26 protein-coding genes are annotated in these 25,465 nt (G+C 64.9%); 14 read left to right on the top strand and 12 right to left on the bottom strand.

Features of this window, described 5'->3' with window-relative positions; translation table 11 throughout:
* The first annotated feature begins 14 nt into the window (after positions 1-14).
* Positions 15-173, top strand: a complete 159-nt coding sequence (locus QRN34_RS07080; protein ID WP_285403298.1) for a hypothetical protein — start codon at positions 15-17, stop codon at positions 171-173.
* A complete protein-coding gene (locus tag QRN34_RS07075; RefSeq protein WP_285403296.1) occupies positions 151-417 on the top strand; it encodes a DksA/TraR family C4-type zinc finger protein in 267 nt (88 codons plus the stop codon). The genes QRN34_RS07080 and QRN34_RS07075 overlap by 23 nt, the downstream gene beginning before the upstream one ends.
* A 76-nt stretch (positions 418-493) precedes the next feature.
* On the opposite strand, the gene QRN34_RS07070 is transcribed toward QRN34_RS07075, so the two are convergent.
* Entirely contained in the window at positions 494-1,261 is a 768-nt protein-coding gene (locus QRN34_RS07070) for a DNA/RNA non-specific endonuclease (RefSeq protein ID WP_285403294.1), read from the bottom strand.
* 255 nt (positions 1,262-1,516) lie between these two features.
* Between QRN34_RS07070 and paoA the strand changes: the two genes are divergently transcribed.
* The 4 genes from paoA to QRN34_RS07050 are packed head-to-tail and all read left to right on the top strand — an operon-like array spanning position 1,517 to position 6,084.
* The gene (paoA, locus tag QRN34_RS07065; RefSeq protein ID WP_285403487.1) at positions 1,517-2,149 is read left to right on the top strand and encodes an aldehyde dehydrogenase iron-sulfur subunit PaoA; all 633 of its coding nucleotides are present in this window, start codon (positions 1,517-1,519) and stop codon (positions 2,147-2,149) included.
* Positions 2,146-3,096 (top strand): xanthine dehydrogenase family protein subunit M, encoded by a 951-nt coding sequence (locus QRN34_RS07060; protein WP_285403292.1) that lies wholly within the window; start codon positions 2,146-2,148, stop codon positions 3,094-3,096. The genes paoA and QRN34_RS07060 overlap by 4 nt, the downstream gene beginning before the upstream one ends.
* 3 nt (positions 3,097-3,099) lie before the next feature.
* Positions 3,100-5,298, top strand: a complete 2,199-nt coding sequence (gene paoC / locus QRN34_RS07055) for an aldehyde oxidoreductase molybdenum-binding subunit PaoC (protein ID WP_285403289.1) — start codon at positions 3,100-3,102, stop codon at positions 5,296-5,298.
* A gap of 6 nt (positions 5,299-5,304) precedes the next feature.
* Positions 5,305-6,084 (top strand): YkgJ family cysteine cluster protein, encoded by a 780-nt coding sequence (locus QRN34_RS07050; RefSeq protein ID WP_285403287.1) that lies wholly within the window; start codon positions 5,305-5,307, stop codon positions 6,082-6,084.
* Here QRN34_RS07050 and QRN34_RS07045 read toward each other — a convergent pair.
* From QRN34_RS07045 to QRN34_RS07030, 4 genes are all read right to left on the bottom strand, one after another.
* Positions 6,047-7,828: a GGDEF domain-containing protein gene (locus QRN34_RS07045; protein WP_285403286.1), complete on the bottom strand. Its 1,782-nt coding sequence runs from the start codon at positions 7,826-7,828 to the stop codon at positions 6,047-6,049. The genes QRN34_RS07050 and QRN34_RS07045 overlap by 38 nt on opposite strands.
* Positions 7,825-8,427 carry a GGDEF domain-containing protein gene (locus QRN34_RS07040; protein WP_285403485.1) on the bottom strand — a complete coding sequence of 201 codons (603 nt, stop codon included), beginning with the start codon at positions 8,425-8,427 and terminating at the stop codon, positions 7,825-7,827. The genes QRN34_RS07045 and QRN34_RS07040 overlap by 4 nt, the downstream gene beginning before the upstream one ends.
* A 1,237-nt stretch (positions 8,428-9,664) precedes the next feature.
* A complete protein-coding gene (locus QRN34_RS07035) occupies positions 9,665-10,021 on the bottom strand; it encodes a hypothetical protein (RefSeq protein WP_285403284.1) in 357 nt (118 codons plus the stop codon).
* Between the two features lie 79 nt (positions 10,022-10,100).
* A complete protein-coding gene (locus tag QRN34_RS07030; RefSeq protein ID WP_285403483.1) occupies positions 10,101-10,967 on the bottom strand; it encodes an SAM-dependent methyltransferase in 867 nt (288 codons plus the stop codon).
* A 421-nt stretch (positions 10,968-11,388) separates the two neighbouring features.
* On the opposite strand from QRN34_RS07030, the gene QRN34_RS07025 reads away from it, so the two are divergent.
* The 4 genes from QRN34_RS07025 to QRN34_RS07010 all read left to right on the top strand — a co-directional run bounded on the left by QRN34_RS07025 (position 11,389) and on the right by QRN34_RS07010 (position 14,884).
* Entirely contained in the window at positions 11,389-13,758 is a 2,370-nt protein-coding gene (locus QRN34_RS07025; RefSeq protein WP_285403281.1) for a DNA polymerase II, read from the top strand.
* A gap of 95 nt (positions 13,759-13,853) precedes the next feature.
* Positions 13,854-13,988: a hypothetical protein gene (locus QRN34_RS07020; protein ID WP_255349632.1), complete on the top strand. Its 135-nt coding sequence runs from the start codon at positions 13,854-13,856 to the stop codon at positions 13,986-13,988.
* Positions 13,989-14,004: 16 nt separating this feature from the next.
* Positions 14,005-14,160 (top strand): hypothetical protein, encoded by a 156-nt coding sequence (locus tag QRN34_RS07015; protein WP_285403280.1) that lies wholly within the window; start codon positions 14,005-14,007, stop codon positions 14,158-14,160.
* A 76-nt stretch (positions 14,161-14,236) separates the two neighbouring features.
* Positions 14,237-14,884 (top strand): TetR/AcrR family transcriptional regulator, encoded by a 648-nt coding sequence (locus tag QRN34_RS07010; RefSeq protein ID WP_285403278.1) that lies wholly within the window; start codon positions 14,237-14,239, stop codon positions 14,882-14,884.
* A 97-nt stretch (positions 14,885-14,981) separates the two neighbouring features.
* Here the strand turns inward: QRN34_RS07010 and QRN34_RS07005 are convergent, their stop codons facing one another.
* A complete protein-coding gene (locus QRN34_RS07005) occupies positions 14,982-16,013 on the bottom strand; it encodes an alpha/beta hydrolase (protein ID WP_285403276.1) in 1,032 nt (343 codons plus the stop codon).
* Between the two features lie 326 nt (positions 16,014-16,339).
* A complete protein-coding gene (locus QRN34_RS07000) occupies positions 16,340-17,218 on the bottom strand; it encodes a LysR family transcriptional regulator (protein WP_285403274.1) in 879 nt (292 codons plus the stop codon).
* Between the two features lie 122 nt (positions 17,219-17,340).
* Between QRN34_RS07000 and QRN34_RS06995 the strand changes: the two genes are divergently transcribed.
* A complete protein-coding gene (locus tag QRN34_RS06995; RefSeq protein WP_285403272.1) occupies positions 17,341-18,216 on the top strand; it encodes an NmrA/HSCARG family protein in 876 nt (291 codons plus the stop codon).
* Positions 18,217-18,309: 93 nt separating this feature from the next.
* On the opposite strand, the gene QRN34_RS06990 is transcribed toward QRN34_RS06995, so the two are convergent.
* From QRN34_RS06990 to QRN34_RS06980, 3 genes are all read right to left on the bottom strand, one after another.
* Entirely contained in the window at positions 18,310-18,990 is a 681-nt protein-coding gene (locus QRN34_RS06990; RefSeq protein ID WP_285403270.1) for a type 1 glutamine amidotransferase domain-containing protein, read from the bottom strand.
* Between the two features lie 103 nt (positions 18,991-19,093).
* Positions 19,094-19,705: a TetR/AcrR family transcriptional regulator gene (locus tag QRN34_RS06985; RefSeq protein ID WP_285403268.1), complete on the bottom strand. Its 612-nt coding sequence runs from the start codon at positions 19,703-19,705 to the stop codon at positions 19,094-19,096.
* A gap of 84 nt (positions 19,706-19,789) precedes the next feature.
* Positions 19,790-20,809 (bottom strand): zinc-binding alcohol dehydrogenase family protein, encoded by a 1,020-nt coding sequence (locus QRN34_RS06980; RefSeq protein ID WP_285403266.1) that lies wholly within the window; start codon positions 20,807-20,809, stop codon positions 19,790-19,792.
* 174 nt (positions 20,810-20,983) lie between these two features.
* Here QRN34_RS06980 and QRN34_RS06975 point away from each other — a divergent pair, with 174 nt between their 5' ends.
* On the top strand, positions 20,984-21,682 hold the full coding sequence (locus tag QRN34_RS06975) for an AraC family transcriptional regulator (RefSeq protein ID WP_285403264.1): 699 nt from the start codon (positions 20,984-20,986) through the stop codon (positions 21,680-21,682).
* 65 nt (positions 21,683-21,747) lie between these two features.
* Positions 21,748-22,689, top strand: coding sequence for a DMT family transporter (locus QRN34_RS06970; RefSeq protein ID WP_285403262.1), 942 nt, complete (start codon positions 21,748-21,750; stop codon positions 22,687-22,689).
* 125 nt (positions 22,690-22,814) lie between these two features.
* Here QRN34_RS06970 and QRN34_RS06965 read toward each other — a convergent pair whose 3' ends face one another.
* Complete coding sequence (locus tag QRN34_RS06965) at positions 22,815-23,888, bottom strand: XVIPCD domain-containing protein (RefSeq protein ID WP_285403260.1); 1,074 nt, start codon at positions 23,886-23,888, stop codon at positions 22,815-22,817.
* A gap of 145 nt (positions 23,889-24,033) precedes the next feature.
* A complete protein-coding gene (locus tag QRN34_RS06960; protein WP_285403258.1) occupies positions 24,034-24,372 on the bottom strand; it encodes a hypothetical protein in 339 nt (112 codons plus the stop codon).
* Between the two features lie 235 nt (positions 24,373-24,607).
* On the opposite strand from QRN34_RS06960, the gene QRN34_RS06955 reads away from it, so the two are divergent.
* Positions 24,608-25,462: a PA4780 family RIO1-like protein kinase gene (locus QRN34_RS06955; protein ID WP_285403256.1), complete on the top strand. Its 855-nt coding sequence runs from the start codon at positions 24,608-24,610 to the stop codon at positions 25,460-25,462.
* Positions 25,463-25,465 lie beyond the last annotated feature (3 nt).

Genomic DNA, 25,465 nt, shown 5'->3' with positions numbered 1-25,465 from the left:
CGTGGAGCACCGCCATGCACCAGCGCGATCCCGACGACGAGCCCACCACCGGCTCGGGCGACCCCCAGCACCGCACGCCCGGCGCACCGGAGGAACCGGTCACCACCGGCTCCGGTGATCCACAACACCGCCCCGAACAGGAGAATCGCCATGGCGACCGGCTGGGCGGGTGATACCGCCGTACAGGACCAGATCGACGCCACCGTCGAGGATGCGGTCAAGCGGGCGCGCAGCCATCTGCCGAAAGGGCCCAGCCTGACGCACTGCGAGGAATGCGATGCGCCGATCCCCGAGGGTCGGCGCAAGGCCATCCCCGGGGTTCGCCTGTGCGTGGCCTGTCAGGAGAAGGCCGACCGCGGCGAGGCCGTGGCCACCGGCTACAACCGGCGCGGCAGCAAGGACAGCCAGTTGCGCTAGCGTTTGGGTGTTGGCCTGCCCGGGCGGATCGATGGATCGCCCAGGCAGGCCGGTACGGCCGTTTCCCCGACGAACGTCAGTTCGGCAGCGGCAGCGAGATGGCTTTCTGCTTGATCGCGGCACTCAGGGCCGGGAACGGGTCGATACCGGTCTCGTCCGTGATCGCCTTGACCGACATCACCGTGCACACCGTCGCATCGACATTGCTGCAGCGCCACACGGCCGCACCACCTTCCGCCGGAATGTAAACCGCCTTCCAGGTGTAGTTCGGTACGATGACTGCGTCCGCGCCGATAGTGCTGGGCGTCGGGCCGTCGAAGGCCGGGCCGGTCACGACCCAGGCTTCGCCGTCGTTCGTCACCATCGTGCGCAGGCTGGTCTCGATGCGCTCCCACTTGCCCGTATTCAGCAGGTGGTCCTGCGGCACCATGTTGGCCAGCGAGAAGCTCTGGCGCTGCGCGGTGGCGTTGGGCTCGTCACCCGACGGGGTCATGTGGCCGCGGTCGTAACCGCTGCCCTTGTAGTCGGCCAGCTGCGAGCGATCTTCCGCGGGAATGGCCGTTTCCGGATGGAAGGCGTCCTTGCGCGGCGTGTTCTGCGCGCTGGCGATCTGCGTGGCGGTCAGGTGCTCCGCGGACCACAGCGGACCCTTGGTCACGCCGGAGGCGATCAGCGCATAGGCGTCGTTGCACACCACGGTGGTGCGCTCGGCCAACGAAGTGTCGATCAGGTCCGGGGCCTGCTGGCCCTGGAAGAACTGCGGGCAGGCGGTATCGGACGCATGCACCGTGCCGGCGACGGCGAAGATGACGACGGCAACGGCACTCAAAAAGCGGTTTTGCATGATGTTCCCCAAGCGAATGGCAGTTCCCCTGCTCGCGAGCCCGGGTATTGTTGCCACGATCCATGACAGGAGTGGGACACCCGCGGGCGTGAAGTGAGACCTGGGTCGCACTTCGTATTCATGAAATCCACACACCGTTTCCTTTGATTCTTGCTATGAATCCCGCGTTACCTTCCGCCGGACCCTCGGCGGGCAAGGCAGGCCATCCCGGTCGATCGCATCGACGCAGACTACAGGCCCACCCAAGTGGACACGATAGACACACTGAAGATTTCCCGTCGCGGCTTCCTCAAGCTGAGTGCCGCGACGGCCTCCGCCGGCGCCGTGCCGCCGCTGGTCGCCAAGGCCGCGGCTCCTGCCGCGCCGCGTCCCCCGGTGACCGCCACGGTTACCCTGCACGTCAACGGCAAGCCGCAGACGCTTACCCTGGACACGCGCACCACGCTGCTGGATGCCTTGCGCGAGCACATGCACCTCACCGGCACGAAGAAGGGCTGTGATCACGGGCAGTGCGGTGCCTGCACCGTGATCGTCGACGGCCGCCGGATCAACAGCTGCCTCAGCCTGGCGGTGATGCACGAAGGCGCCCGGGTCACCACGATCGAGGGCCTGGGCACGCCGCAGGCCCTGCATCCGATGCAGGCGGCCTTCGTCAGGCACGACGGTTACCAGTGCGGCTATTGCACGCCGGGCCAGATCTGCAGCGCCGTGGCGGTGCTGGACGAGATCCGCGACGACATCCCCAGCCATGTCAGCGGCGACCTGGGCGTACACGCCACGCCCAGCCCGCTGGAAATCCGCGAACGCATGAGCGGCAACATCTGTCGCTGTGGCGCCTATTCGAATATCGTCGAGGCGATCGCCGAGGTAGCCGGGAGCAAGGCATGAAACCCTTTACCTACGAGCGCGCCACCAGCCCGGCCGCCGCCGCGGCGGCCGCGGTACGCCAGCGCAACAGCCGCTTCATCGCCGGTGGCACCAACCTGCTCGACCTGATGAAGATCGAGGTCGAGCAGCCCGAGCACCTCATCGACGTCAACGGACTGGACCTGGCCGCCATCGCGGCCACGCCGGAGGGCGGCCTGCGCATCGGTGCGCTGGTACGCAACACCGACCTGGCCGCGGACGCCCGCGTGCGTCGCGACTACGCCCTGCTTACCCGCGCGCTGGTGGCCGGCGCCTCCGGCCAGCTGCGCAACAAGGCCACCACCGCGGGCAACCTGCTGCAGCGTACGCGCTGCCCCTATTTCTACGACACCAACCAGGCCTGCAACAAGCGCCTGCCCGGCAGCGGTTGCGCGGCCATCGGCGGCTTCAGCCGTTCGCATGCGGTGATAGGCGCCAGCGCCTCGTGCATCGCCACGCACCCCAGCGACATGGCCGTGGCCATGCGCGCGCTGGATGCGCGCGTCGAGACCGTGCAGCCCAACGGCACCACCCGGCAGATCCCCATGGCGGATTTCCACACGCTGCCCGGCAGCACGCCGCAGGTCGAGACCACGCTGGTGCCCGGTGAGTTGATCACCGCCGTGACCCTGCCCCGGCCGCCCGGCGGCACGCACATCTATCAGAAGGTACGCGACCGCGCGTCCTACGCGTTTGCACTGGTGTCCGTCGCTGCGGTGGTACAGAAGGACGGTACGGGGCGGGTGGCCGTGGGTGGCGTAGCGCACAAGCCGTGGCGGCTGGAAGCGGCCGAGGCGTCGCTGCCGCAAGGTGCCAGGGCGTTCACGGCGCAGCTGCTGGCCGGCGCCACGCCGACCGAACAGAACGCCTTCAAGATTCCTCTGGTCGAGCGCACGCTCGGCGCGGTACTCGCCGAGGCAAAGGGCTGAGCCATGAAATTCGACACGCCCGCCACCACCAATCCCATCGATCGCATGAAGGTCGTCGGCCAGCCGCATGACCGCATCGACGGCCCGCTGAAGACCGCCGGCACCGCGCCCTACGCGTACGAACAACACGCCGCCACGCCCGACCATGCGTACGGCTACATCGTGGCGTCGTCCATCGCGCGCGGCCGCATCGCCGGCATCGACACCCAGGCCGCACGCCGTGCGCCCGGCGTGCTGGCCGTCGTCACCGCCGCGGATGCCGGCAAGCTGGGCAAGGGCAAGTACAACACCGCCCGGCTGCTCGGTGGCCCGGAGATCCAGCATTACCACCAGGCCGTAGCCGTGGTGGTGGCGGAGACCTTCGAGCAGGCGCGGGCGGCCGCGTCGCTGGTACATGTGGACTACGTGCGTACGCCGGGACAGTTCGACCTGGCGGCCGTCAAGGCCGGCGCGGTGAAGCCCGACGACGCCGACGCGGACAGCGCGCACGGCGACTTCGCGGCGGGGTTTGCCGCGGCGCCAGTGACGCTGGATGCCACCTACACGACGCCGGACCACGCGCACGCCATGATGGAGCCGCACGCGTCCATCGCGAAGTGGGACGGCGACAAGCTCACCCTGTGGACATCCAACCAGATGATCGCCTGGGGCAAGGGCGACGTGGCCACCACGCTGGGCATGCCGAAGGAAAACGTGCGGCTGATCTCGCCCTACATCGGTGGCGGTTTCGGCGGCAAGCTATTCGTGCGCGCCGACGCCCTGCTGGCCGCGCTCGGCGCGCGTGCGGCGAAGCGCGCCGTGGCCGTCACGTTGCCTCGCCCGGTGATGTTCAACAACACCACGCATCGCCCGGCCACCATCCAGCGCATCCGTATCGGCACCGACACCGCCGGGAAAATCCAGGCGATCGCCCACGAAAGCTGGTCCGGCGACCTGCCCGGCGGCGGGCCGGAAACGGCGGTGCAGCAGACCCGCCTGCTCTATGCCGGGGCCAACCGCATGACCGCCACGCGGCTGGCCGTGCTCGACCTGCCCGAGGGCAACGCCATGCGCGCGCCGGGCGAAGCGTCCGGCCTGATGGCGCTGGAGATCGCCATCGACGAGATGGCCGAGAAGCTGCGCATGGACCCGGTGCAGTTCCGCATACTCAACGACACCCAGGTGGACCCGGAACATCCGGAGCGCCCGTTCTCCCAGCGCCAGCTGGTGAAGTGCCTGCGCGACGGCGCCGACCGGTTCGGCTGGGGCAAGCGTGGCACGGCGCCGGGCAGCCTGCGCGACGGCCGCTGGATGGTGGGCATGGGCGTGGCTGCCGCCATCCGCAACAACCTGGTGATGACCTCCGCCGCGCGGGTGCGCCTGGGTACGGATGGCCACGCCACCGTCGAAACCGACATGACGGACATCGGCACGGGCACCTACACGATCATCGCCGCCACGGCGGCCGAGATGCTCGGGCTGCCGCTGGAGGCTGTAAAGGTGGTGCTCGGCGATTCTTCGCTGCCGGTCTCCGCCGGCTCCGGTGGGCAATGGGGCGCCAACAGCTCGACCGCCGGTGTCTACGCTGCCTGCGTGAAACTGCGCGAGGCCATTGCGGGCAAGCTGGGCCTGGATCCGGCCACGGCCGTGTTCGAAGACGGCAAGGTCACCGCCGGGGGCCGCAGCCTGCCGTTGGCGCAGGCTGCACGCGACGGCGAACTGGTGGCCGAAGACAAGATGGAATACGGCAACCTGGCCAAGAAGTACCAGCAGTCCACCTTCGGCGCGCACTTCGTCGAGGTGGGCGTGGACGCCGCCACCGGCGAGATCCGCGTCCGGCGCATGCTGGCGGTGTGTGCCGCCGGCCGCATCCTCAACCCCAAGTCCGCGCGCAGCCAGGTCATCGGCGCCATGACGATGGGTGTCGGTGCGGCCTTGATGGAGGAGCTGGTGGTCGACAAGCGCCTGGGCTTCTTCGTCAATCACGACCTGGCCGGCTACGAGGTACCGGTGCATGCCGATATCCCGCACCAGGAGGTGGTGTTCCTCGACGAAGCCGATCCCATCTCCTCGCCGATGAAAGCCAAGGGCGTCGGGGAACTGGGCCTGTGTGGCGTGGCGGCGGCCCTCGCCAATGCCGTGCACAACGCCACCGGTGTGCGTGTGCGCGATTACCCCGTCACGCTGGACAAGCTGCTCGATCGCCTGCCGGCGGTTGGCTGACCCCGCATGGTCCAGTTCGATTGCACGATGTGCGGCCGCTGCTGCCATGGCCTGCGTCTGCCGCTGAGCCTGGCGGAGGCCATGGGCTGGCTGCGCGACGGGCACGACGTGCAGCTGTTCTGCGAGGCGATTCCCTGGCCGTCCGAGCCTCCCGAGGACAACCTGCCCGCGATGCACAAGCGGCGCCGCTCGTTCGAGGCCATGAGCGGCACCCTGCCGGTGCGCGTGATCGCCACGCTGATGGCTTCCTTTGACGGCCCGTGCCCCAACCTGCAACCGGACATGCGTTGTGGCATCTACGACCGGCGCCCCGCCACCTGCCGGATCTACCCGGCCGAGGTGAACCCGTTCATCCGCCTGGACCCGGCGGTGAAGCTCTGCCCACCCGAGGCGTGGCAGGGCGAGACCACCATCCTTGCGGACGACGGCCGCTGGGCGAATGCGGACCTGGCCGCCACCATCGTCTGCGCGCGGGATGCCGATGCCTACGACGCGGTGCTCAAGCGCCAGCTGTGTGCCGCGCTGGGCTGCGCCACGGCGGCGTTGTCCAACGAGGGCATGGTGATCTTCTCGCCATCGCGTGAAGCGGCCCTGGCGGCCTTGAGCGACACCCTCGGCAGCGATGGCGACGAGCGCCTGGCCACCGACATGTCCTGGCAGCTGGTGAGCAACCGGTCGCAGACGCTGGGCGCGTTGCTGGATTCGGGCTCGTCGTGCGCCACGCCGGCCACGATGGGCGCCGCGGGGCTCAGCTACCTGGGGTACTTCGAGACGGAGGTGGCGTGAGCGACTCCGGCTCGACGACGACCCGGTTGCGGCCTTCCCGCTTTGCCCTGTAGAGGGCGTCGTCCGCTGCGCGACTGAGCCGTTTGGGGTCGTAGCCGGTGGCGTCGGTGCAGGCCACGCCGATGCTGGTCGACAGGGACACGACGGCGTCTTCCGACGTCAGCGGCGATGCGTTGATCGCCAGGCGGATACGCTCCGCGATGGCGCCGCCGCGTTCCCGCGTAGTGCCGGGAAGGAAGATGCCGAACTCTTCGCCGCCCAGCCGGCCGAACAGGTCGGTTGAACGCAGCTGGCTCTTGCATACGGTGACGACATGGCGCAGCGCGGTATCGCCGACGGTGTGCCCGTGCGTGTCGTTCACCGCCTTGAAATGATCCAGGTCCAGCGCGAGGAAACAACCGTGGACGGACCGCCGTTTCAGGGTATCGAGGCTACGCTTCAGCTCGGCGATGAAATGCGAGCGGATGAAGATATCCGTCAGTCCGTCGTGGGCCGACAACCGTTTGTAGCGGAGTTGCGAGCGCCGCAAGCGCACCAGCCCCCAGGTCACCCCCAGCAATACGAGCACCAGCAGCCCGATACGCAGCCGCTCGGTTTCCAGCGCCTTGCCGTCCATCTCGCGTTGCAGCCGCAGGATCTCGTTTTCCCTTAGCAGGCTGGCAGCCTGCATGCGTTGCGCGGCGACGTGCTGGCGCGCCGCCTCGTAGGCGAGGGTTCGCGCGCTCTCGTCGCGCCGGTAGCCCTGGTCCTGTGCGACATAGTGCTCGTGGTACGCCAGGGCGGCAGCGGCATGGCCGCTGGCCTTTTCCACCTCGTAGAGCACCTGGTAGGCATCGCGCAGCCATTCGTTGACATCGCCGGGGTGGCTCATCGCCACGGCACGGCTTGCCCACTCACGTGCCTTAGCCAGCTTGCCCAGCTGCTGGTACGCCTGCGCGCGTTGCTTGGTCACCGCCACGAGCGCCGGGAAATACGTGCTGGCCTGGATGCCCGGCTCGATACGGTCGAGCAGCGCCATTGCCTTGGCCGGTTCGTGCTCGTCCAGGTAACGGTCCACCAGGATCAGCGACAGGGCGTTGGCGAAGACCGGCTGGCCGTCCTTCGTGCACTCGTCGATGGCGCCGGTCAGTTCGTCGCTGTGGGAGGAGAGTTGCCTGAGCCCTTCCAGCGCCGCCACCTTCATATAGCGTGCAGGACAGGGCGTTTCCCCGGCGGGTGTCGCTGGCACCATCATCTGTGCGTATTTCAGGGCCAGGTCGTGTTGCCCTGCGAAGTTCAGTGTCTGCGACAGATGGGACAACAGCGTGAAGCGGGCCAGCGGATCGGTGGTGCCCGGCAACAGGTCGGTGGCCTCGTTCGCCTGTACATAGGCGTCGGTATAGCGCCCTTGCAACACCAGGTTGTCCATCAGCAACGCGGTGGCCTTGGCGCGGAGGGCCGGGGCGCCCGAGTGCGCGATGACGTCGCGGAACACGGCCTCGGACTCGGGGTAGTGCCCTTCGAACATGCTTTCCCATGCATCCATATAGCGCAGGTGCCAGGACTGCGCCGCGTTCATATGCGTGCCGTCCTGCCGAAGCTCGCCCAGCATGGCCAGGAAGCGTGGATGATCCTTCGTGCGGATCGCCTCGGCGTGCGTCAGGCGTGCGTCGATAGCATCGGCCGCCGGCGTCGCAGCCGATACCGCGGTGAAAAGCGAACACCCCATCCACGCCAGCGTGGCGAATGCCCGTCGCAGGGTCATGCCATGCCGTGGCGCGTGGGATGGGGAAAGGGAAGGGGCAACGGCAAGCTGCCGGTGTCGCCGGCGTGGCCATCGAGCACGACTCGATTGCGGCCGGCACGCTTCGCCTGGTAGAGCGCGGCATCCGAAGCACGACAGAGTTGCGAGAGGTCGTAGCCCACCGTCTCCGTGCAGGCCAGCCCGATGCTGGCGGAAAACGGAACGACGAGGTCGTCCAGGACCAGCGGCGAGGCCTCGAACGCCGCACGCAACTGCCCGGCGATCACCGAGCCCTGCAGGCAAGGCGCATCCACCAGTAGGATGCCGAACTCTTCTCCGCCCAGGCGCCCGAAGATATCCAGGCGACGCAGCTGCGCCTGGCAAATCGCCACCGCGTGCTTCAGCACCGCATCGCCGATGGCGTGACCATGCGTATCGTTGACCTGCTTGAAATGGTCGAGGTCGAACGACACCAGGCAACCCGCGCCGCCGCGCCTTTCCAGGGCGTGCAGCGCCCTCGCGGCTTCTGTCATGAAATGCTGGTGGTGGAAGATGCCGGTAAGACCGTCGCACGCCGACAACCACTTGAAGCGAAGCTGCGACCGCTTGATGCGCACCATCCAGAACACGATCGACAGCAGTGCCAAACCGAGCACTACGATATAGAGCCGGCTGGTTTCGACGGCCTTGGCGTCGAGCGCCTGCTGGAGGCGGAGGATGCTGTTCTGCTTGCTGAGGCCTTCGGTTTCGAGCTTTTCGGCGAGGAAGTGCTGGCGGGCAGCTTCGTAGGCGACGTTGCGTACATTGGCATCGCGGAGGTAGCCCTGGTCCTGCACGACGTAATGTTCGTAGTAATTCAGCGCCGAGGCATGGTGCCCTTGTGCTTTTTCGATGGTGTAGAGCACGCGATAGGAGATACGGAGCGCTTCGTTGACATCACCGGGATGGCTCATGGCCACCGCATCCAGTGCAGCGGTCCTTGCATCGGTCGACTTGCCCAGTTGTTCGAAGATCTGCGCTCGCTGACTGGCCAGGCTCAGCGCGTGCTGGTAATAGCCGGTGGCCAGTACGTCCGGCGTGATCCGCTCGTTCGTCGCCAGTGCATCGTCCAGCCTGTGCTCTTCAAGCAAGCGGTCGATGAGGATAAGCGCCATGGTATGCGCGAACACTGGTTGATGGTCGTTCGTGCAGGTACTGATCGTGCTGAGCAGCTCAGGGCTTTGCGAGGTGAGCTTTCTCGATCCCTCGAGTGCCGTGACTTTCTGGACCATGGCCTGGCAAAGAGACTGCCCTGCGGGGGTCGCCTTGAGCATCATGTCGGCATATTGCAGGCCCAGCTCCGGCTGGCCTGCGAATGTAAGCATCTGCGAGAGGTTCGCCAGGAGTACGAACCGCGCGAGCGGGTCGGTTACGCCTGGCAGCGTGTCCGCGGCTCGCGTCGCTATGGCATAGGCTTCTGCGTACTTACCTTGCTCGTTGAGGTTGTTCATGAGCAGAGCTGTGGCACGCGTTGCCAGGGCATCATCGTCCGCGTGCGCCATGACATCGCGAAGTACGACCTCTGCTTCCGGATAACGTCCTTCGAAGTTCAACTGATAGCCGTCGAGGTAGCGAAGGTGCCACTTCTCGCTGGTCGTCAATAGCGCAGTGTTTCGATGCAGTTCCGATAGTGCCTCGACGAACCGCGGATGGTCCTTCACCCGTATGGCGTCGACATCCGCCAGCGATGGTTTGACGCTTCCGGCCGCATGCGCCTTATCGGCACACGCGGGGACAGCGTGCATGCAGAAGGCCAGGGCCACCAGGATCGGCCAGGAGTGCAGGCAGCGGCCACGGAAGCGAGTCACCCAGGGGAACTCAGTCCGCAGGCGTATCTTTGGGTTCGGCGGGTCGCGGAGTTGGCTTGTGCTCCTTATCGCCGCCGTGGTCGTCGTCGTGCTTGGGATGATCGGGGTGATGCGGATGAGGCGGGTGATGCGGGTGATGATGCTCTTCATCACCTTCGTGGCCACCGGTCTGGCTCTGGTGCTCGACGTGCATGTGCACGAGCCCGAGCTCAGCCGTCAGCGCCGTGCTGTCGCCGTGATTGACCATTTCAAGCAGGCCCTTCGACGCGTCCGCTTCCTTGAGGGCCTTGGCAAGCTCTTCGGGCGACGCGTGCCGCAGATGGGCGTCCCGACCGATGGCTTCCAGTAGTTCGACAGTATCACGCATGTTTTTCCCCTGGTTTTCGAGCTTGACGCCCCGTTTTTAGCGGACGCAGTTTCCACCACGCTGAAGCAGTAGCGGCAGGCTATATCTTTTCTTTAACCGCGATGGTCGGGGACGCGGGCTCGATGCCCGAGCCATGCTCGGCATCCAGTGCATCCAGCCGTGCGCGCATCACGAGGTTGGGCTTGAGCGGGTGTAGCGGCGGGAGCACGAGTGTCTCCTGCCCCGTGAACTCCGCACCGACGAACTCACCAAGCGTCATTCGCTGGATGTGAGGCCCTTCGATCGGAAGCGTGGGGGCACGGTAGACGATGACACCATGATCGGCGGGATAGTCTTCGCGCAGGCGCTCTACGAGAAGCTCCCTGTACGCATCCGGCGTTCGGAAGCGACCCAGCGACCTGTCACCCACGACGCCCAGTTGCCAGAGAATCACGTGCGCCGTGGTATCCAGGTTCCGCTCGAAGAAAAGCAGCTGGCTGGCCTCCAGGTGCTGGCAACCCACGCGGCCCGGGTCGATACCGAGATCGGCGTAAAGGCAATCTTCCGCGGAAATGCCTGCTTCCATATGCGCCTGGTACCCTTCGGCGCGCGCGACTTCGATCACCTTGTGCGGCGACCAGGCAAAGATGCCGGGGTGACCGTAGAACACGGCGCAGACGCGTTTGCCCGCGCGGACTTCCACCATCATGAGGTCGACCCACTCGCGGTAGGTCTTCATGCGCGACTTGCCAGGCTTGTAGTACGGCTGGAGGCTGCGGACGTCCGGATTGAGTCGCTGGAGCCAGAGCTCGACCACGTGATCCGATAGCGCCGCAAACACGACGTCGGCCTGCTCGATATGGCTTCTGGACAGAGGCGTCAGATGGGAGCCGAGCGTGATACCCATGCCGACGCAGGCAATGCTGCCGCGCGGCTCGTTTTTTGCGGGTTCAACGTCTGTGTTCATGGCGTGATAGTAGGCGAAATGCTGGCGCCCGGTGTAGCGGGGTGGGAGTGCTACGAGGTTCACTGCAAACTCCCGCTTTGGCAGCAAGTTCGGTTCGTAGACCGCCTGTTTGTAACTTTTTATAAAACAAATACTTACGTCTGATTCGGGTATTTTTTCGTCACCTCAAACGCGTGGGCTCTCGCTACTACCGATTGACATCCAACGGATTGGCCGCGCCTGGGTGTCAAGCGCCTCTGGTCGGCGCCATCTTTAAAATGGCGTCCGTCCGTGAGGTCCGCAGGATTTGTCTTCCTCCATCATGGGGCGCGAGCAGGTCGACTTTTCCGGCTCGCTATTCGACTTCTCCATCGGTATGCCGAGGGCGAGTTGGAGTGACCGCAGCCTGCGGGCCAAGTCGAGCCTCGGATAAACTAAGGGGGTGACCACCCCCACCCAGAACGGCTACATCCTGACGCGCCAATGGCGGGACACGCGGGAAGGTAGCGAGGTCGAACTGTGGGTGGCCATGGAAGGCGGCGCCCGCCGCGTCGTCCTCACCGGGCAGCGCAGCGTGGCCTTCGTTGCCGCTTCCGCTCGGGAAACCGTGGAATCCGCGATCCGGCGCGATGCCGCCGTCGAGCTGGCACCCCTGCCGCTGAAGACCTTCGCGCAGGAGCCGGTGCTCGGCGTCTACACGCGCGGGCATCGGGTCATGCAGGCGCTGGAGAAGCAACTCTCGGAGCGGGGCGTCGTGCTGCATGAGGCGGACATCCGCCCCGACGACCGTTACCTCATGGAGCGCTTCATCACGGCGTCGGTGACGATCGAGGCGGCGGACGCCGATGCCGCCACCCTGGTCAATCCGCGCCTGCGTCCCGGAGAGCGCTACCGGCCGTCGCTGCGTACCGTATCGCTGGATATCGAAACCAGCGCGGAGGGCCAATTGTATTCCGTGGCCCTGGAAGGCTGTGGCCAGCGGCAGGTCTACATGCTCGGCATCCCTGCGGCGGGCGACGAGGTGCCGCACGATTTCGACCTGGCCTATGTCGACGACCACGCGGCGCTCATCGTCGCGCTGAACAACTGGTTCCGCCACCACGATCCGGACGTCATCATCGGATGGAACCTGATCCAGTTCGACCTGCGCCTGTTGCAGGCCTGTGCGGATCGTTGCGGCCGCGTGCTCACCCTCGGGCGCGGCGGCACGCCCATCGACTGGCGCGAACACCGGCATCGCGATCATTACGTGTTCGCGTCCATCCCCGGCCGCCTGCCGATCGACGGCATCGAGGCGCTGCGCTCGGCCTCGCTGAGCTTCGCGTCCTTCAGCCTGGAGGCCGTCGCCCGCGAGCTGCTGGGTGAAGGCAAGGACATCGACGATCCGTACAGCCGCATGGACGAGATCGAGCGGCGGTTCCATCACGACAAGCCGGCGCTGGCGCGTTACAACCTGCACGACTGCGAACTGGTGACGCGGATATTCCAGAAGACGCGCCTGCTCGAGTTCCTGCTCGAGCGCGCCGACGTGACCGGCCTGCAGGCCGATCGCTCCGGCGGCTCGATTGCCGCGTTCACCTATCTCTACCTGCCGCGCATGCACCGGGAGGGGTACGTCGCCCCACGTACCGGCCGCGCCACCGGCGAATCCTATCCGGGTGGCTTCGTGATGGAGAGCCGTCCCGGTATCTACGATTCGATCCTGGTACTGGACTACAAGAGCCTCTACCCGTCGATCATCCGCACTTTTCTCGTCGATCCGATCGGCCTGGTGGAAGGCATGCGGGCGGTCGATCCCGATGCCTGGATACCCGGTCCGCTGGATACGCGCTTCTCGCGGACGACGCATTGCCTGCCTGCGCTCATCGCGCAGTTGTGGACGGGTCGCGATGCCGCGAAGGCGCAGGGCAACACCCCGCTCGCACAGGCATTCAAGCTGCTGATGAACGCGTTTACCGGGGTGCTGGGCGCCCCGGATGCGCGCTTCTTCGATCCCCGGCTGATCTCCGCCATTACCCTGCGTGGCCACGAGATCATGCAGCAGACACGTGCATGGATCGAGGCCGACGGCTACGAGACGATCTACGGCGATACGGATTCGATCTTCATCGGCCTGGGACGTGCGCACGACGAAGCCGAAGCGCAGGCGGTGGCCGATACGCTGGTCGCGCGCATCAACACGTCATGGGCCGCCAAGCTACGCCAGGAGATGGTGATCGACTCCTACCTGGAGATCGAGTTCGACACGCATTACCGTCGGTTCTTCATGCCAACGGTCCGCGGCAGCGAGACGGGCAGCAAGAAGCGCTATGCGGGGCTGGTGCGTGACGGCGACGATGAACAGCTCGTGTTCCGCGGACTGGAAGCCGTTCGTAGCGACTGGACACCGCTGGCCAGGCAGTTCCAGGAAGAGCTGTTTGGCATGATCTTCCGGCGGCAGCCTTACGAAGCGTACATCCAGGCTTATGTGCGCGACCTGCGGGAAGGCCGCCTTGACGAACGCCTGGTCTATCGCAAGCGCCTGCGCGGCAAGCTGGACTCGTACGACCGCATGACGCCACCCCAGGTCCGGGCCGCCAGGCTGGCCGACGAGCACAATGCGCGGCTCGGCCGGCCCCTGCAGTACCAGGGCGGCGGCTGGATCCGCTACGTCATGACCCTCAACGGGCCGGAACCCATGGAAGCGCGTCGCGCCGCCATCGACTACGACCATTACGTGGAACACCAGCTGCGCCCGCTCGCCGATGCGATCCTGCCCCTGGTCGGCGGCCGGTTCGATACCCTGGTGTCGCAGCAGAGCCAGCTGTTCTGAATCAACGCCTGTCGTGCCGCGGTCTTCACGTGCACTCGACTCCGCCTTACAGGGCAAGGGGGAAGCTGGGCCTTCCCACCGCACCGGAGCCAGCCATGGCCGAGTCGAACGAATCCACGAAACCGAAGAGCCCGCGCGAGTACGACGCCGGCACGAGCGACCGGGTTGAGAAGAACCCCAAGACGCCGGAGTCGCCCCAGCAGCAGCACGACAACGAAGACCACGGTTGAACCGGGAGTAGCCCTTATGGCCGATCAAGAGCACAAGCCGCAGTCCGGCGATCGCAACAACGACTATGTCGCCCGCAACGACCAGCCCCAGCAGGTCAAGCGCGACAAGGCGATCGAGGAAGGTGAGCGAAAGATGGACGAGATATCCAAACGTGACGAAGGCGTGCGCTAGCCGTTGGTAGTGTTGCCGCCCCACGCACTTCACGCTCTAATGCGCCATTGAATCCCGCACCTTGCTACCCGACACAGTGACCGTTTCCTCCCAGACCCTCGATTTCCGCGCCCGGCGCCGTCTCGTCACGCGTGACACTATCGCCCGTGAAGCGAGGCGGCTGTTCCTCGAGCGGGGATTCGACCAGGTGACGATCGAAGAAATCGCCGCGGCCGCCGAGGTGGGGCGGATGACGGTGTTCAATCATTTCCCCCGCAAGGAGGACATGTTCTTCGAACACGACGAGCCGGGCAGGGAGCTGATCCGCGAGACCATCCGCCGATACGATCCGGCCATCGGGCCGCTGGAAACGATGCGCCTGTTCGCCCATGAACTGGTGGGGCAGGGAAGTCCGTATATCCGCTTCACCTCGGCGCGGCAGAACTATGTCCAGACTATCGAGGCCAGCGAGACCCTGAAGTCGCGCATTCGTGCCATCCGTGACGAGATCGCCCAATTGATCGCGGTGGGTCTGGCGGAACGCGTTGGCCGCGATCCGGCCGATGCCGAGGCCCACCTGGCTGCCGACATGCTGCTGGCCACTTACACGGTGGCGATGTGGCAGGCCCACCGGCGTTATCGCCAGCATCCCGACGCCGGAGAAGCCGCAGCCACCTTCCTTCGCCTGGTCGACCAGGGCACCCGGGGCATCCAGGCCGCGCTGGTCGGCACGCCCTACGCCTGAAACGTCCGCAATCGGGACGGCCAAGCCTCTAAACGGAAGAACCCGGGGATAACTGGATCCCCGGGTTCGTCGTCCCGCTTTGCTTCACGTCCGGCGATCAGACACGTCCGAAAGCCTGCCGCAGGCGTTCACCCGACCAGACTTGCGCTTCTTCCGCCTTCTTCACCACCGCCGCCGCGCCGAAGAACTCGTGTGTCACACCCGTGTAGATCCGACGCTCGACCGGCACGCCGGCTTCCTTGAGCTTGTCTTCCAGGATGCCGCCGTCCGAGCGCAGCGGATCCAGGGTCGCGTTGACAATCGACACCGGCGGCAGGCCACGCAGATTGGCGTGCTCCAGGTCCAGGCGCGAATCCTTCTTGTCGTCGTCCGAGCGGACCAAGTGACCGACGAACCATTCGATCATCGCCTTGTTCAGCGGCTTGGCGATGGCGTTTTCGATATACGACTCGGTGTGTAGCGAGCCGGTCTGTCCCACCGGATAGACGGCCAGGACGTGCAGCGGTGCCTGCAGGCCCGCATCCCGTGCCGCGACCGCCGTGGCAAGGGCCAGATTGCCGCCCGCACTTTCACCCGCCAGGGCCAGGCGGGTGGGATCGCCACCTAGCGATGCGGCGTTGGCGATAACCCACTTGTAGCTGGCCAGGGCGTCGTCCCACGCGGCAGGGAATTTGTGCTCCGGCGCCTGGCGATAGTCCACGGACACCACGATGGCACCGGCCTGCTTGGCCAGGCCGCGTGCGCCCGCGTCGTACACATCGGCATTGGCGATGGCCCAGCCGCCGCCGTGGAAATAGAGAATCACCGGCGGATTGACGATGCCGGTCGGGGTGAATACGAACGCGTTGAGCGCGCCGGCAGGTGTGTCGACCACGATGGTGCGACGGATGACGCCGGGTACGAGCACTTCCGGCGTGGCGTCACGGTTCTGCTTCTTCAGCAGGTGGTTCACCGCATCCTTCATGGTTGGCTGGGTGCGTGCTTCCGCCGGCGTGAGTTTTTCGATGGCTTTGGGTTCGAGTTCGTTGAAGGCGATCGCCACCTCATGCATGTCGTGTTCGGCACGAATGGCGCCGACGGCGTCGGCGAGTGCATTCTTGATGGGGTTGGGCTTGCCATGGTCTGACATAAGGTCTCCAGTCGTCGGTACGGGGATCGCACCTGACTGAAGATACGTGGCGTCCAAGCCGCCAGACGATGTGGCAGCGATATCGAGTTAAGCACGATGCACGCAGTTGAAGCCGCCTCGGACCTGGATGTGACATGAAAGTCACCGATGTGAATCCCGGCTGCCTCGCCAGCACTAACGGCGTTCAAGCGATCATCGAAAGGTAACGCTGTAACGTCGGTCCTACATAGAAGGCCATAACAGGCATCGTCAGTTATCGCCATGTCGTTCGGTGGTGCCGCCGAACCTAACGTGATGCGCCGTTTTGCGTCATTGCCAGAGGCGCGTCACGCCTGTGCGATGAACGAGCCGTCGGGATACTGGCTTGCCATGAAGTCCACGAAAGCCCTGACCTTGGGGCTTTCCAGTCGCCGCGACGTGTGCAGTACCCAAAGCTCGACATCGTCACCGGCAATGCCCCATGTCACTAATTGTCCGCTGTCCAGCATGCCGCCGACGATCGATCGGGGCAGCAACGCCGCACCTGCGCCAACGGCGACGGCATCGCGCACCATCAACAGCGAAGACAGGCGCAGCACGGGTTGCGGCACGATGGCGCGCCCGTCGCGTGTCTTCCATATATCGCCGTCGCGATGGCTCGACATCACGACGGCGCGCACCGGCAAGGGATCGCCATCGCTGTCACTGGGTCTCGCGATCGACGGTGGCGTGACAAGCAGCAACCGGTCGTGCGCGAAGCAACGACCGACGAGGTCGGAGTCCTTGCGTGGGTTGATCCGGATGGCGACGTCGAAGCGTTCCTCGACAAGATCGACGACGCGATCCTCGGCGACGGCCTCTATCTGCACGTCGGGATAAAGCGCGATGAAGTCCGCCGCCAACCTCGCCAGCGCCACCTGCGCGAACAACTGCGGTGCGGCCACGCGCAGCAGGCCCCGGGGTGTGTCCATCCCGTCCCGCGCCGCCGCCAGGGCCTCGGCCACCTCGTGCATCGGGCCTTCCGTCCGGCTGAGCAGGCCACGTCCCGCCGCGGTCAGGGCCAAGCTCTGGCCGCCCCGTTCGATGAGCCGCACCCCCAGGGCTTCCTCCAGGTCCGCCACTCGCCGTGACAGCGTGGCCTTCGAGCGACCGCTGGCCCGGCTGGCCTTGCCGAAGCCGCCGTGCCTCGCCACCAGCTGGAAGTCCTCGAGCGCGCTCAGGTCCATGGTGTCTCAATAATGATACGGATGGTCTCGATCTTAGCGTCTGTGTTTCTTATTCACTACCACCTATTGTTCTTTCCACGCAACCACCCCACGGCCGTCCCGGCCATTCAAGGAGTCATGTCATGACCATTCTCGTTACCGGTGCCACCGGCCAGGTCGGCCGCGAAGTCGTCAATCAGCTCGTCCGTCGCGGTGCCGACGTGCGTGCCTTCGTCCGCGATCCGTCGAAAGCCGAGCTTCCCGCCGGCGTGGACGTCGCCAAGGGCGACCTGCTCGATGTGGATGCCCTGCGAAGTGCCTTCCAAGGCGTATCGACGCTGTTCCTGCTCAACGCCGTCACCCCCGACGAATACACCCAAGCCATCGTGACGCTCAACGTCGCCCGCGAAGCCGGTATCGAGCGGATCGTGTATCTCTCGGTCATCCACAGCGACCGCTACGTCAATGTGCCGCACTTCGCCGGCAAGTTCGGTGTCGAGCGTATGCTCGAAACGATGGGCATGCACGCCACCATCCTGCGGCCGGCGTACTTCATCGGTAACGACCTGAGCATCAAGGATGTGATCACTGGCCATGGCGTGTATCCCATGCCGGTCGGCAGCAAGGGCCTGGCCATGATCGATACGCGCGATCTGGCCGAGATTGCCGCACTCGAACTGCTGCGTCGCGAGAACGCCGCGCAACCGTTGCCGCTGGAGCGGATCAATGTGGTGGGGCCGGATACCCTCACCGGTACGGCCATTGCGCAGATCTGGAGCGATGTACTGGGCCGGCCCATCGCTTATCCGGGCGAGGACTTCGCGGGTTTCGAGGGCAACCTGCGCCAGTTCATGCCGTCGTGGACGGCGTACGACATGCGCATGATGACCGAGCGTTTCGTCAGCGACGGCATGCAGCCGGAGCAGGGCGATGTGGCACGCTTGACGGCCATGCTGGGTCGGCCGTTGCGGTCGTATCGCGAGTTTGCCGCCGATGTGGCGGGCCATTCGGCGACGTGATGCTTCGTCCGAACGCATTCGTGGCGGCTCACGTTTCCGTGAGCCGCCACGATGTGTTTTCACTGCACTGCCCGAGGTCGTCCGGGCGTGTGCTCAGCCGGCGAGGTGCTTCATCAGTACCGTGGCCGCTTCCGACGACGACGCGGGGTTCTGACCTGTGATCAGCGGGCCGTCGGTCACGACGTACGAGCCCCAGTCCGGACCTTTCGAGTAAACGCCGCCCTTGGCCTTGAGCTCGTCCTCGACGAGGAAGGGCACCACCTCGGTGAGGCCGACGCCGTCTTCCTCGGTGTTGGTGAACCCGGTGACCTGCTTGCCCGCGACCAGCGGCTTGCCGTCGGAGGCCTTCACGTGGCGCAGCACGCCCGGCGCATGGCAGACCAGGGCGACCGGCTTGCCCGCCTCGATGAACGACTCGATCAGCGCGATGGAGTGCGCATCTTCCGCCAGGTCCCACAGCGGGCCGTGGCCACCCGGATAGAACACGGTATCGAAGTCGGCCTGCGATACGGTGTCGAGGCGAACGGTGTGGGCGAGCTGGTCCTGCGCCGTGGCGTCGCCCTCGAAGCGACGGGTGGCATCGGTCTGGGAAGACGGCTCGTTGCTCTTCGGATCGAGCGGAGGCTGGCCACCCTTGGGCGAGGCCAGGACGATCTCGGCACCGGCATCCTTGAAGGTGTAATAGGGTGCGGCGAGCTCTTCGAGCCAGAAGCCCGTCTTTTTGCCCGTGGTACCGAGCTGGTCGTGGGAGGTGAGGACGATGAGGACTTTCATGGTGACTCCTTGGGTTGCCGATAAGTAGACCGGTCGTCTAATCAAATGGGTATTAGAGAACACACGACGTGTATGAAGCGTGCGGTTCAACGGCGTCGCCCGCTCAGGTCGTCGGAAAGTGCAGGATCTGGCGAGTGGTGGTCATGGCCTTGTGGAACGGTTCGACGTTGCGGACGATCTTGACCATGACGCTGGCGCCGAGCCAGAGCTGGTAAAGGCTCTGCGCCACGTCTGACAGTGGATCGTCGACAGACAGCGACCCATCGGCCACACCCGCTTCGATCGCCTGGGACAGGTGCGTCACGATGCCTGCGGTGCCGCGCTTCATCGACGCACGCATCGCCTCGGACAGGTCGGACACCTCGGCACCGAGCTTCACCGCCAGGCACTTGCCCTGGCAGTCCTCGAACGACTGGTTGTGTTCCCAGGCCTGGAAATAGTGCTCCAGCCGCTGCGCCGCCGTGCCGCCGGCCTGCCGGAGCATGCGATCCATGTCCGCAAGGTAATCCTGGAAGTAGGCCTCGAGCATGGCCTCGCCGAAGGCTTCCTTGGACGCGAAGTAGTGATAGAACGAGCCCTTCGGAACGCCAGCGGAGGCGAGCACCTCGTTGAGGCCGACCGCCGAGAAGCCCTTGCCGCCCATGATGCGCTGGCCGGTGGCGAGGATCTTCTCGCGGACGTCGGAGGTTTCGATGGTGGCTGTGGCAGGGCTCATGGGTAAAGACGATACATGGAATTAGACCAGTCGTCTACTACGCATTCTGGCGCGAATGATCGACGCGCTCGTGGCGTACCGTCCTCACTTGTCTGGCCTGACGAGCACCAGCTTCCCGAGCATGCTGCCAGCTTCGAGCTGCCGGTGCGCCTCGATCAGACGTGCAGCATCGATACCGTCGATGCGCTGCGTCAGCGTATGCGTGATGTCGCCCCGGTCGACCAGCTCCGCCACCCGCCGCAGCAAAGCATGCTGGCGCGCCATGGTGGCCGTGCCGAACATGGCACGGGTAAACATGAGCTCCCAGTGGATCGCGATCGACTTGCCCTTGAAGGGGCTGATATCGAGGCCGACCGGATCGTCGATCAACGCGAACTGCCCTTCCGGAACCAGGACGTCGGCGATCTGCGGCACATAGGTCGCACTGTGGTTGAGGCCGACGACGTAGGCGACGCCATCGATGCCCAGCTTCTGCAACTGCGGTTTCCATGGCTGGTGGTGGTCGATCGTGTGATGGGCCCCGTGACTCATTACCCAGTCGCGCGTTTCCGGGCGGGACGCCGTGCCGACGATCGTCACGCCGGTAAGCCGACGGGCAAGCTGGGTCAGGATGGAGCCGACACCTCCCGCGGCGCCCACCACCAGCAGGACGCGGTGCTCCGTGGGGTCCGCTTCGTGCACTCGCAGCCGGTCGAACAGGAGTTCCCAGGCGGTGATCGCCGTCAAGGGCAGCGATGCGGCCTCGTCAAAGTCCAGCGAAGCAGGCATGGGTCCGACGATGCGCTCGTCCACGGCCTGACGTTCCGCGTTGCTGCCCGGGCGCGTGATATCGCCGGCATACCACACGCGGTCACCGGCCTTGAAGCGCGTCACGCCCGGGCCGACTTCCCTGACCACACCGGCGGCGTCCCAGCCCAGGATGCGCGGCTGCCCGGCCGGCACATCGCCATGGGCACGGACCTTGGTATCCACCGGATTGACCGACACGGCGCGCACGTCGACTAGCAGGTCGTGCTCGCGCAGCTCCGGCTCGGGCACGTCGATGTCCTGCAATGCCTGGGGCTGGTCGATGGGAAGGTTCTTGAAGAAGCCGACGGCTTTCATGGGGTGTGTTTCTCCGTGACGGGTGCGGAAGTGATGATTCTATTCTTGCCTGGTCTGGGGTCGCTTACGTGTATATGCGCCGTTTTGCTTGAGCAGGACGAGCTTGTCTTACCGCGGAGGCAGGCGAGTTGGCCGTGCCTTGTTTGACGACCTGACGCAGCGCAGAATTTGCGCATGTCGCCGTCGGCCATCCATCTTCGCAGCTACCAGGCATCCACTGGCCTCGATCGCCACGATGAGATTCAGTGGGTCTTCTCGTTGCAGGGCGAGATGGCGTTCGAGGTGTCCGGTCGTGGCGGACGCCTGAGTCGTGGTCAGGGCGTATTCGTCGCTTCGGGGGAGCGCCACGACCAATCGGCGCGTGAGCCCAATCGCTTTTTGGTCATCGACTGCCCATCGGGCGCGATCGACGACGCGACGCACGAGGCCCTGTTGCGACAGCCGTGGTTGGCCGTGCCGGACGGACTACTCGAAGACCTGATGGCGTTGGCAGGGCAGGGGGCCCGTGCCAACGTCCTGCCCGTGTTGCTCGCCCATTTTTCCCCGGACGGCGAGTACGCACGATTGCATGAACTCTGCGCGCGCGTCGAACACTCACCCGGCGCGTCGTGGACGGTAGGAAGCATGTCGGCGTTGGCGGGGCTGAGCATCAGTCGTCTGCATGCGGTATTCCGCGCTTACTTCGGCATGACGCCGATGACCTGGCTTGCTACCTGCCGTTTGCGGCACGCCAGGCATGCGCTGGAATCCTCGGCGGCGTCGCTGAGCGACATTGCGTTGCACCTTGGCTATTCCGAGCAGAGCGCACTCACCCGTGCCTTCCGTCGGGATGTGGGCCTGCCGCCTGGCGCGTGGCGAAGGCTGCGGCAGTAGGCTGGGTCAAGACCGCTGGGTCGAGTCTGGCTACGCTGCTCGCCTGTCACGGACACAGGCCAGTCATGAACCGATACATCCCCTGGGGCATCGCCAACGGCGCCGCCGCCGGAGCCCTCTGGGGCATCATTTTCCTCGTGCCAGCGGTGCTCCACGGCTTCAATCCCTTGCAGCTCGCGCTTGGGCGCTACCTTGCCTATGGCGCCCTTTCCCTTGCCGTGCTCCTGCCGCGGATCAGGCACCTGTCGCGGCGGCTCGTCGCTCACGACTGGCTCAGCCTCTTGTGGCTGAGCCTCACCGGCAACCTGGTGTACTACGCCCTGGTGGCGTTCGCCGTGCAGAGCGCGGGCGGCGCAGCGACGTCGCTGGTGGTCGGCCTCGTCCCGGTCGTCATCGCGCTGGCCGCATCGTCCGCACCTGGCGCGGTTCCCTTGCGACGGCTAGCCGTCGCGCTGTCGTTGAGCGTGGTAGGCGTCTGCCTGATCGCCTGGCAGGCGCTGTCCAGCGAGACCATGAGCACGCCATGGGCCGCGCGATGGCTGGGCCTGTTCTGCGCTGCTTGCGCGCTGGTGTCCTGGTCTGCCTACTCCATCGGCAACAGCCGGGCACTGGCCCGCCTGCCTGACGTAACGGGCCACGACTGGTCGCTGCTTACCGGACTCATGACCGGATTTATCGCGCTCCTGTGCTCTCCGTTGGCATGGGTGTGGCAGGGAACCGCGCATACCGGCGGTGACTGGTCGGTGTTCTGGCTTACGTCCACCGGCGTCGCAGTCCTTGCCTCCATCCTCGGCAGCGCCTGCTGGAACCGCGCCAGTCGCATCTTGCCTCTTTCGTTATCGGGGCAGATGATCGTCTTCGAGACGCTATTTGCGCTGGTGTATACGTTTGCCTGGCAGCGCCGGTGGCCTACGGGAATGGAATACGTGGCGATGGTGTGTTTGCTGGCGGGGGTGGTGTTGTGTGCTCGGGCGCACCGCCGACGCACACCATGCCGTCATCTCTGACGGTCGCATGCTTACCCGGTTTTTGAATATCCATCCGGGGTGACGTCATGTGCATACGAGCCTTGCCGGCTATTCGCCCTCGACCGCCGAGACCAGGAGTGACAGGAGTATGTGCCGTCGGCCTATTACACCAGTCGAGGCGATGCGATAGCCGTCTCGCCGGGCGTCATGTCATGTTGCTTCGATTGCTCGGCGACAAGCTGGGTGTTTGTCTCCTGAAGCTTGCCATTACTGACTTCGACGGTTTGCTGCACTGCCGTTGCAACATCCACACTGGATCGCCTGCTCCAAGGCGCGCTGATGTCTTGCGTGTCTACGGCAAAAGCACGCGACCGGTCGTCATTCATGACGATGTGATGGATGGTATCGAGCCCATCTGCCTTACTTTGAGCTGTCACGGCGGCGGCCAGTCGTTCACTGTGCTCGTCGGGCGTCCGTCCCATGCCTCGATCAATCTGAGTCACGTGCTGATAGGCCTGGACATACATCGCATGGTCTCGATGGGTTGGGTCGCGCATATCTGAACCAGCGTGCCTATTTGCGGCATCGTGGTGCTCAGGGGTAGAGCCGCTATCAAACGATCCTTTAGATGGTTTGTTGCCCGCTTCGATGGGCACCGTGGGCCCATCCCCCTGCGGAGGTTTGATCTTTTGTCCATCGTCGTTGCACCACTGCTTGCCATCGAAGCGGTTGCCGCTTCGGTGTGAAGCCAGGCCAACGTCCTTGTATAGGTCTTCACCAAAGTCCGGTGCACGTACTTTCTCGCCATTCTTGTCTGTCGGCAGGTCAGGCTTGATGTCGACGGTCTTCAGTAGATTACTGGTCACGCCGTTACTATTGTTGTTGAGCGGCGAGTACTCCAGCTTCGCATTGTTGATTTGCTGTGCGGCTTCGAGCGCCGCATGCAGTTTTTCATCCAGTTCGGCATCCGACCCGTTCCATACCGTCAGCCGCTCATGATGCTCGTTGGGGCCGGGCCAGTCGGGCGAGACATGCTCCTGCGTAATCGGCTGTCCGTTCGCGTCGCGCACCAAGGAAGGATCATTGATGTCTGCACGATCCGCATGAAGCGGTGTGAGCGAGCCATTCTTTTCGCGCCGATAGACGGCCTCATAAGGAGGCTCATAGGGACTTGAGTCCACACGGATGTTGCCGAACTTGTTTGATCCAAGGACGGTGCTTTCGGCGAAGTTTGCCAAATCATTTCCTTCGGACCGGCCGTCGGGGCCGCCTCGGACGACCGTGCGGGAGCCATCGGCGCGTTCGAACAGAAGGTATGTATGACGCCGATCACCCGCAACCTCGCTGGCTCCAACTATTATTTTCGCTTGTCCATCCGCCACTTCAGCCTCCGATATCCTCGGGCAAACGCGCGACCTGTGCTTCGCTCAGCTTTGTGCCGTCGCTTGAATTGAGTGTGATAAACCAACTCACTGGCGCGCCGGGCGCCGTCAATCGCTGCGCTGGCGCAGGCGGCGGCTGCAGCTTGAACCGGCAGAGTATCGAGGCGCGTGTCTCTGATCCGGCTGGCTTCGCTGGCTGACACGAAAAGCCGTGTCGCTCTAATGCGTCGACTGCGTCAGCAAGCGCGATGCCATTCGGAATCCATCGCTCAACCTGAGCCTTCGCCTCGCGCGCTGATTGCTGCGGCTGAAAGGTGTCGTTTGGATCGTTTCCGCTCATGGCGTTACATCCTTGGATGGCGAAGGAGAGAGGAAAGATACAAATCAATAGCGTTCGGGTCGATCTTGTCACGACGCCATACTCCCTGGCGATGTGGGTATCGCCGTCTGGATGATGACATTACGTGATCTTGGCCAGGTTCTGAACGACCGCTTGGCGGGTTGGCGCTACGCTCAGGAAAATGTAAAAATCAAGGGTTGAACACCTCCTTCATGCCACCGGTCCCCGAAATAAATTGAAGACCCCCCAAGGCCTGCAGCCGTTGATCGATGACGGTATCATTGACGACGTGCTCCGGCCACTCAAGAGCGGCAAGGAGGCGGCGGTGTACGTTGTCCGTTGCGGCAACGACGTCCGCTGCGCCAAGGTCTACAAGGACATGGCGCACCGAAGCTTTCAGCAGCGCGTGCAGTACCAGGAAGGCCGCAAGGTGAGCAGCAGCCGCGAGGCGCGCGCCATCGGCAAGGGCAGCAAGTACGGGCGCAAGCAGCAGGAAGTCGCCTGGAAGAACGCTGAGGTTGATGCGCTTTACCAGTTGCGCGATGCCGGTGTTCGCGTGCCCGAGCCGTTCGGCTATTTCCACGGCGTGCTGGTGATGGAACTGGTCACGGACGCCGATGGCCTCTCCGCGCCCCGCCTGGGGGAGGTCGACCTCAGCGCCGATGAGGCCCGGGAATACCATCGGATTCTCGTGCGGCAGGTCGTGCTTATGCTGTGCGCCGGACTGATCCACGGTGATCTTTCCCCGTACAACGTCCTTGTCGGCCCGGATGGCCCGGTCGTGATCGATTTTCCGCAGGTCGTCAGTGCGACGGGAAACAATGCGGCGCGCACCATGCTGCTGCGTGACGTCAACAATCTCACCGCCTACCTTGGACGCTCGGCGCCCGAGTTGCTGGAGACGTGGTACGGCGAGGAGATGTGGTCCTTGTTGCAGGCCGGCGATCTCCGTGCCGATACGGAACTGACCGGTCATTTCGAGCCGGATGAATCCGAGGTCGATCTGGACAGCATTCGGCAGTCCATCAATGACGCGCGAGAAGAAATGCTTATCCGGCAGCAGGGACGTGAGGCGGCGGAAGAAGACTAGGGG

Origin of the sequence: Luteibacter sp. ME-Dv--P-043b (genome assembly GCF_030209605.1) — a bacterium.
Classification (GTDB): Bacteria; Pseudomonadota; Gammaproteobacteria; order Xanthomonadales; family Rhodanobacteraceae; genus Luteibacter.
This window is presented reverse-complemented; position numbering and strand designations above follow the sequence as displayed.